6 protein-coding genes and 1 pseudogene are annotated in these 6,960 nt (G+C 47.3%); all 7 read left to right on the forward strand.

Annotated elements, in window-relative coordinates; translation table 11 throughout:
• Nucleotides 1-1,276, forward strand: a pseudogene (locus tag Q0413_RS09190) (hypothetical protein); the annotation flags it as partial.
• A 9-nt stretch (nt 1,277-1,285) separates the two neighbouring features.
• Entirely contained in the window at nt 1,286-1,942 is a 657-nt protein-coding gene (gene plsY / locus Q0413_RS09195; RefSeq protein WP_298989604.1) for a glycerol-3-phosphate 1-O-acyltransferase PlsY, read from the forward strand.
• A complete protein-coding gene (locus Q0413_RS09200) occupies nt 1,939-2,256 on the forward strand; it encodes a dihydroneopterin aldolase (RefSeq protein WP_177388069.1) in 318 nt (105 codons plus the stop codon). The genes plsY and Q0413_RS09200 overlap by 4 nt, the downstream gene beginning before the upstream one ends.
• Before the next feature lie 76 nt (nt 2,257-2,332).
• Nucleotides 2,333-3,004, forward strand: coding sequence for a homeostatic response regulator transcription factor HsrA (hsrA, locus tag Q0413_RS09205; RefSeq protein ID WP_005871260.1), 672 nt, complete (start codon nt 2,333-2,335; stop codon nt 3,002-3,004).
• A gap of 38 nt (nt 3,005-3,042) precedes the next feature.
• Nucleotides 3,043-4,290 carry a HAMP domain-containing sensor histidine kinase gene (locus Q0413_RS09210; protein ID WP_298989607.1) on the forward strand — a complete coding sequence of 416 codons (1,248 nt, stop codon included), beginning with the start codon at nt 3,043-3,045 and terminating at the stop codon, nt 4,288-4,290.
• A gap of 49 nt (nt 4,291-4,339) precedes the next feature.
• On the forward strand, nt 4,340-4,585 hold the full coding sequence (locus Q0413_RS09215; RefSeq protein WP_005871264.1) for a YfhL family 4Fe-4S dicluster ferredoxin: 246 nt from the start codon (nt 4,340-4,342) through the stop codon (nt 4,583-4,585).
• Nucleotides 4,586-6,028 (forward strand): Ppx/GppA phosphatase family protein, encoded by a 1,443-nt coding sequence (locus Q0413_RS09220; RefSeq protein ID WP_298989609.1) that lies wholly within the window; start codon nt 4,586-4,588, stop codon nt 6,026-6,028.
• Nucleotides 6,029-6,960 lie beyond the last annotated feature (932 nt).

Below are 6,960 nucleotides of genomic sequence, written 5' to 3' on the forward strand. Positions count from 1 at the left end.
CCCGATGCTTACGCTGCTAAAGCAGGCTCGCGCATTCGGACTTGGCTGCGTTCTATCGACACAAAACCCGGTCGATCTCGATTATAAGGGGCTTAGCAACATCGGTACGTGGTTTATCGGGCGCTTGCAGACTGCACAGGATAAGGAGCGCGTCATCAGCGGTCTAAGCGGCATCGGCTCAAATCCGATAGATAAAAGCGTGCTTATGGAGAAAATTTCAAACCTCAAAAAGCGAAGCTTTTTGGTAAAAAACATCAACGAGGACGTGCTGCGGGTAATCGAAACGCGCTTTGCGCTAAGCTATTTAAAGGGTCCTTTAAGCAACGAGCAAATTTCAAATTTAATGAAAGACAAAAAGACTGAAATTTCGTCCGTGTCGGGCGCCGCGCAAGGCGTCAAATCCGCCGGCGCCGCCAAACCCGTAGTTTCTGCTGAAATTTCACAGCTTTACAGCTATGGCGCGAGCCTTGAGCTAAGCCCGTATCTTTATGCAAGCGCAAAGATGCGATTTTGCGACAAAGGAGTCGATTTTACGCAGCAGCGCTCCTTTTTGCTATCGCTTTCGGACGTAAGCGAAATAGATTGGAGCGAGGCGAGCACGCGAGAAGTTGCAAATTTAAGTGGACAGGAGCAGGCGGGCTCGCTCTACGGCGCGCTTCCTAGCTTCATCGCGGGAGCAAAAAATTTAAACGCTCAGCTTAAAAGCTTTAAGGAGTGGCTATATCGCAATGAAAAACTCGAGCTTTTTAGCGCGCTTGATCTGCTCTCAAAACCGGGCGAGAGCAAGGAGGAATTTTTCGTGCGCCTAGGCGATAAGGCAAACGAAATTTTAGAGGCCAAAACCGATGAAATCGCGGCTAAATTTGAAAAGGAAAAAGCGCGTCTTAAGGATAAAATTTCGCGCGCTAGCGAAAAATATGAGAAGGAAAAGGGCGACGTGCTAAGTCGCGGGGTGGATGCGGCGCTAAACATAGGCGGAGCGATCTTAGGCGCGTTTTTAGGCCGCTCGCGCAGCGCTAGCAATATCTCCAAAGCGATCAGCGGCGCCAAGAGCGCGCATAAAATTTTAAACGAACGAAGCGAAGCCAAAAATGCCGAAAATAGCCTAAGCGCGCTACAAGAGGAGCTGGAGGTGCTTACGCAGAAATTTGAGGCTGAAGTGGACGCGCTAAAACAGAGCCTGGATCTAAAAAATATTAAACTCGAAACGAAAGAAATTTCGCCGAAGAAAACCGACATCTACGACGAGAAAATTTCGCTACTTTGGAAGAGCTAAAGGGATTTTATGAAAAAATCGGGAATTTTAGAATTTTTACTTAGTATCGTCGGAGCGCCGAATTTTTGGTGCTACTTTGCTGCGTATCTGATCGCTGCGATCCCCTTTGGGCTTTTGATCGGCAGATACCTAGGCGGCGTGGATATCAAAAGTGAGGGCAGTGGCTCCATAGGTGCCACCAACGTCCTTCGCGTCTTAAAAACTCGTGATCCGCAAAAAGCAAAAAAGCTCGCGATCCTCACCGTCGCCTGCGACGCGCTAAAGGGCATCCTGCCGATACTGATTGCGCGTGCTTTGGGATTTGACGAAAACGTGCTATGGAGCATGGCTGTCTTTGCAGTACTTGGGCATTGCTTCAGCCCGTATCTGAAATTTAACGGCGGCAAGGGCATTGCGACGGGAGCCGGCGTGCTTGCTTGCTTTATTCCTATCGAGCTTATCATCGCGCTTGCCGTTTGGTTTGTAGTCGGCAAGACGGTTAAAATTTCATCCGTAGCATCGCTTGCAGCGGCGCTTGCGTTAGTCATCGCTAGCTACGTGATCCATCCGCAGATGCCGGTGATCAACACTCATGCGCCGATCTTTCTGATAGTTTTCATCGTATTTTACAAGCACGCTCCGAATATCGCTAGGCTGCTTAAGGGCGAGGAAAAGCGCGTAGTATGATTAAAATTTTAATCGAAAAGCTGGAATTCGGCGCGATAATCGGAACGCTGGATTTTGAGCGCAAGCGCGAGCAGCGCGTCTGGGTGTGGGCGAAGTTCGGAGCGGAGGAATTTATCGACTATGCGCGGGTTTGCGAATATATCAAAGCGGAGTTCCGCGAGAAAAAATTTCGCCTCGTAGAGGACGCGCTAAAATACTTCGCGCAGGAGTTTCACTCAAAATTTCGATCGATGGATTATTTTTATATGAAAATTTTAAAGCCCGAAATTTTACAAGATGCGAGCGTCGGCGCGGAAATAGAGATAAAATTTTAAAATTTCTTTAAAAAATCTTGAAATTTTGCTTAAAATATGTTAAAATCGCCGCAAAATTTTAAGGCAAGGAAATTAAATGAGAATTTTAATAGTCGAGGACGAGGTGACTTTAAACAAGACGATAGCGGAGGGCTTGATGGAGTTCGGCTATCAGACGGATACTTCCGAGAGTTTTAAGGACGCAGAGTATTATATCGGCATTAGAAATTATGATTTAGTGCTAACCGATTGGATGCTAGCTGACGGCAACGGCATCGATCTCATCGCATTAGTTAAGCAAAAATCCGCGCGCACCTCTGTCGTCGTGCTATCTGCAAAAGACGATAAAGAAAGCGAGATCAAAGCACTTCGCGCGGGCGCGGACGATTTTATCAAAAAACCTTTCGACTTTGATGTTTTAGTAGCGCGCCTTGAGGCTAGACTTCGTTTCGGCGGCTCAAATATCATCAAAATCGACGATCTCATCATTGATCCTGATGAGGAAAAGATCACATATCTAGGTCAAGAGATCGAGCTTAAGGGCAAGCCGTTTGAGGTTCTAACGCACCTAGCGCGCCACAGCGATCAGATCGTAAGCAAAGAGCAGCTGCTAGACGCCATCTGGGAGGAGCCCGAGCTCGTTACGCCAAACGTCATCGAAGTCGCGATCAATCAAATCCGCCAGAAAATGGATAAGCCTCTAAATATCTCTACGATCGAGACCGTTCGCAGACGCGGATATAGATTTTGCTTTCCACAAAAAGCCTAAGAGTCCGCTTTGTAATACAATTAGCATCCGCTTCGTTGATGCTAATTGTCATTTTTTCGGTAATGCTCTATAATTATATGAGAATTACCATCTTCGAAACTCCCGTTCAAAATTTAATCCAAAGAGCACAAAAAATCGTAGACGCCTCCGTGCCGCCTGAGAAAATTTCATCTTTTTTACATGACACATCCGGTGAATACGAGAGCAAAATCATCGAAAACGAAAGTATCAATAAGCCTAAATTTATCGAAAGCTCTGAGGACGGCAGGAGCTATTTACAGCTGCACTACCCTTATGGTAAGGATAAAATTTTAAGCATCAAAGCAGATGTGAGCGTTTATGCAAACATCGTAAATCAAATACTCATCGACATCATTTTGGTAAATTTGACGATGATATTTTTGGTGGTGTTTTACGCGATGTTTCTCTCGCGCATGCTGCTAATGCCGATTAAGCTGATTAGCCAAAGGCTTGCTTCGGTGGATGAAAAATTTCTAAAGCCGATCGACGGGGCCGAAATCCCGAGCGAATTTAATATGCTTTCAAACAGCATCAACCGCCTACTTGAGCGCATCGAGACTTTCATTTTGTATCAAAAAGAGCTTTTTATCGGCATCGCGCACGAGCTTAAGACTCCGCTGGCGGTGATGAAAACCAAAAACGAAGTTACTCTCATCAAGCCGCGCGAGAGCGAGAAATATATCGAGGCGCTTAAAAACAATAACGACTCGATCGATAGTATGAATAAGATGATCAGTTCGATCCTAGAGATCGGGCGACAGGAGGGGGCACAGTTCGAAGCGCCCGAGCAGACCGATATGATCGCGTATCTACGGGAGCTATGCGTGGGCTTTAAAATTTTAGCGCGTACGGCAGGCAAGGACTTGACGATGGATCTTAAGCCTGAACAGCTTGAAATTTCGGTGCAGAAAAGTCTCTTTATGCACGTGATTCAAAATTTTATCCAAAACGCCATAAAATTTTCTCCTGATGGCGAAAAAGTACTGATCGAGAGCGAAATTTCGGACGGAAATTTCATAGTGCGGGTCGCAAACAAAGGCGAGCCGCTTAACGAAGAGATCGATTATTTCGCCCCTTTTAAGCGCTACGGCGGCAAGCCGGGAGCCGGACTCGGGCTATTTTTAGCCAAAAATGCTGCTCAAGCGATGGGCGCGCAAGTGGATCTTAAAAACGACAAAGGGCGTTCGCTAATCGTCGCGATTTTCAAACTTCCACTAAAAAATTTAAGAAATAGCCCGAAATTCCGCTATTTTAAAACAAAATGAAGCTTTTTATGGTATAAACGCCATAAATTTTTTCGTAAGGTAAAATTATATGTCATTGTTGATTACAAAAGAATGCATCAGTTGCGACGCGTGCCGCGAGGAATGCCCTAATGAAGCGATTTTTGAGGATGAGCCGATATACATCATAGATGCCGATCGATGCTGCGAGTGCGTAGATGATTACTCCGAGCCCGCTTGCATCGTGGTCTGCCCGGTCGAGTGTATCATCACCGACCCCGATAATATCGAGACGGCGGACGAGCTGAAATACAAACACGTCCATATGGAAATTTAAATGCCCAAGCGCGTCGCAGTCATAGATCTGGGCTCAAATTCCGCCAGAGCCGTGATTTTCGAGCGCACGAGTAGGCTCGGATTTTTCATTTTGGCCGAGCACAAGATCAAGATTCGCCTAGGCGAGGGCGCTTACGAAAACGGCGGAATTTTAACCACCGAAGCGATGCAAAAATGCCTGCTGGCGTTTAAAAAATTTAAAACCTTGGTATGCAATTACAAGGCCAAGCGCGTGCTTTGCATCGGTACATCCGCGCTTCGCGATGCGCCGAACGGAGCCAAGTTTATAAATCTCGTCCGCAAGCAAACGGGCATTGCGATACGCAAGATAGACGGGCAGACGGAGGCGTATCTGGGTGCCTATGCGGCGCAGAATTTGCTTAGTGACTTTTCCGAGGGTGTTACGCTGGACATCGGCGGCGGCTCGACCGAGCTTGCTTACATCAAAAACGGTAGGATAGAAAATAAAATTTCTCTAAATTTAGGCACGGTGCGGCTAAAGGAGCTGTTTTTCGACCGCGGCGACACAAAGGGGCTGGAGAAATACATAAACAGCGCGATCTCGCAGGTAGGCGCCGAGTTTCGCACGCAAAATTTGATCGTAATGGGCGGCTCCGCGCGAGCGCTATCGGGCGCCGTGATGAGCCTGCAAAACCATCCGCTAAAGATCGTGCATAATTTCAGCTACGATTATGAAAAATACGCGCCGTTTTTTGCCAAGCTGATGAGCGCAAAGACGCTTGATCTGGCGAAATTCCCGATCAAAAAAGACCGCTACGACACGATAAGAGAGGGCGCTATCATCTTTGATAAGATCGTAAGGCGCCTGGGAGCGAAAAAGATCATCACCAGCGGCGTAGGAGTGCGAGAGGGGGCGTTTTTAAGCTCAATTCTGCGCGGCGCAAACCTGCCTAGAGGCTTTAATCCGAGCCTAAGAAGCCTCAAAGATCGCTTCGCTTCCGAGCCAAGCGAGGCCCCGAAGTTTGCAAAGGCGCTGTTTTGCGCACTATCGCCTCTGCACGGCTTGAGCGAAAAATATATTAAAATTCTGCAGACCGCGGCATCTCTTTGCGAGATCGGGCGGGCTATCGGCTTTTACGCCAAGCACGAAACCAGCGCGGATATGGTGCTCGGCGGGCTGAACTACCGCACGACGCACAAGGAAAAGGCGCTCATAGCCGCGATCATCTCGATGCACGGCAAGCGCGAGCTGGGCGCTACGTTCGCGCCTTTGAGCGCGATTTTGCCGGACGCCGGCAAGCTTGCCTGGCTCAGCTATATTTTGGAGCTTGCGCGCCTCTTAAGCGAAAACGCGCTGAAAAATTTAGAATTTAACTTTGAAAATTCCACTCTTAAAATCTCCGGAGCCGATAATTTGATAATGCTTAAAGGAAGCCTTAAAAAGCTCGCAAAACCCGCAATTTTCGCCGTAAATTTCATCTAATTAGCTTTAAATTTAACCGCTTGCTGCGCGTTTACGGATCTGCTTTAATTTTATTTAGCCGCGCCGCGTTTCTTTGCAAAATTTTAATCAAACGTACAAATATAAATCGGAGCGATTACACAGAATAATTGCGATTAGTGGGTTTGGCTTTATCTTTTGGGTTGAAATTTAACGCCTGCCGCAGATTTTCTAGCTACGCTCATATACATAGCGGTTAAATTCCATGGTTTTTAAAATTTCGTTGTGCGGTTTGCAAGACCTCGCGGTGCTATCTGCGACTCTTGCGGCAAAATTTAAATTACGATTCGCATCGTACGGCTGTATTTTGCGGACGGGCAAGCGGATTGTAAGGTGGCTAAACAGACGGGAAAGTAGGCAAGTGAACTTGGCGCAGGAGATACACGGGCGGTGCGGCGAAATTTAAAACATTTGCGCCGCGCGCGGTATTTTGCAAACACAAATCGTTTGATGATGCTCGCCAAATCGCGGTTATGCGGTCAAATTTTAGATCGTGTAAATTTATAACTAAGCGATAATCAAACGGCGGTGCGAAATTTAATTGAGTTAAATTTTAGATCGTTCAAATTTAAAACGGCGGCGAGAATCACGCCGCAGCAAGAATGCCCAGCTATCTTGTGCAGCGCTCCGAAATTTCGTGCAATATTCCAGTGATCCACGCATCGCTGTGGAATTTCATACAACACCAAGAGATTTCATGCGGCGCTCCAGTATCCCGCGTAGCGCTTCGAGCGATTCGCAGAAAAGCGCCCCGACAATCCGTGCAGCATCCGAGGCGATATGCAGAAGCGCCCGACGACGAGTGTGGCGTCCTGAGCAATCCGTAAATATCCTTCGCGCGAGCCCTAAAATCGCCCCAGAGCCTCTTTGACGTGATCCTCCGCCATATCGATATTCCACATCGGCTCAAAGAC

Origin of the sequence: uncultured Campylobacter sp., from assembly GCF_938045465.1 — a bacterium.
GTDB lineage: Bacteria > Campylobacterota > Campylobacteria > Campylobacterales > Campylobacteraceae > Campylobacter_B.

What these genes read in the sequence shown, in the direction of transcription:
- plsY (WP_298989604.1), top strand. Translation starts at nt 1,286, where the DNA reads ATGAAAAAATCGGGAATTTTAGAATTTTTACTTAGTATCGTCGGAGCG.
- Q0413_RS09200 (WP_177388069.1), top strand. Translation starts at nt 1,939, where the DNA reads ATGATTAAAATTTTAATCGAAAAGCTGGAATTCGGCGCGATAATCGGA.
- hsrA (WP_005871260.1), top strand. Translation starts at nt 2,333, where the DNA reads ATGAGAATTTTAATAGTCGAGGACGAGGTGACTTTAAACAAGACGATA.
- Q0413_RS09210 (WP_298989607.1), top strand. Translation starts at nt 3,043, where the DNA reads ATGCTAATTGTCATTTTTTCGGTAATGCTCTATAATTATATGAGAATT.
- Q0413_RS09215 (WP_005871264.1), top strand. Translation starts at nt 4,340, where the DNA reads ATGTCATTGTTGATTACAAAAGAATGCATCAGTTGCGACGCGTGCCGC.
- Q0413_RS09220 (WP_298989609.1), top strand. Translation starts at nt 4,586, where the DNA reads ATGCCCAAGCGCGTCGCAGTCATAGATCTGGGCTCAAATTCCGCCAGA.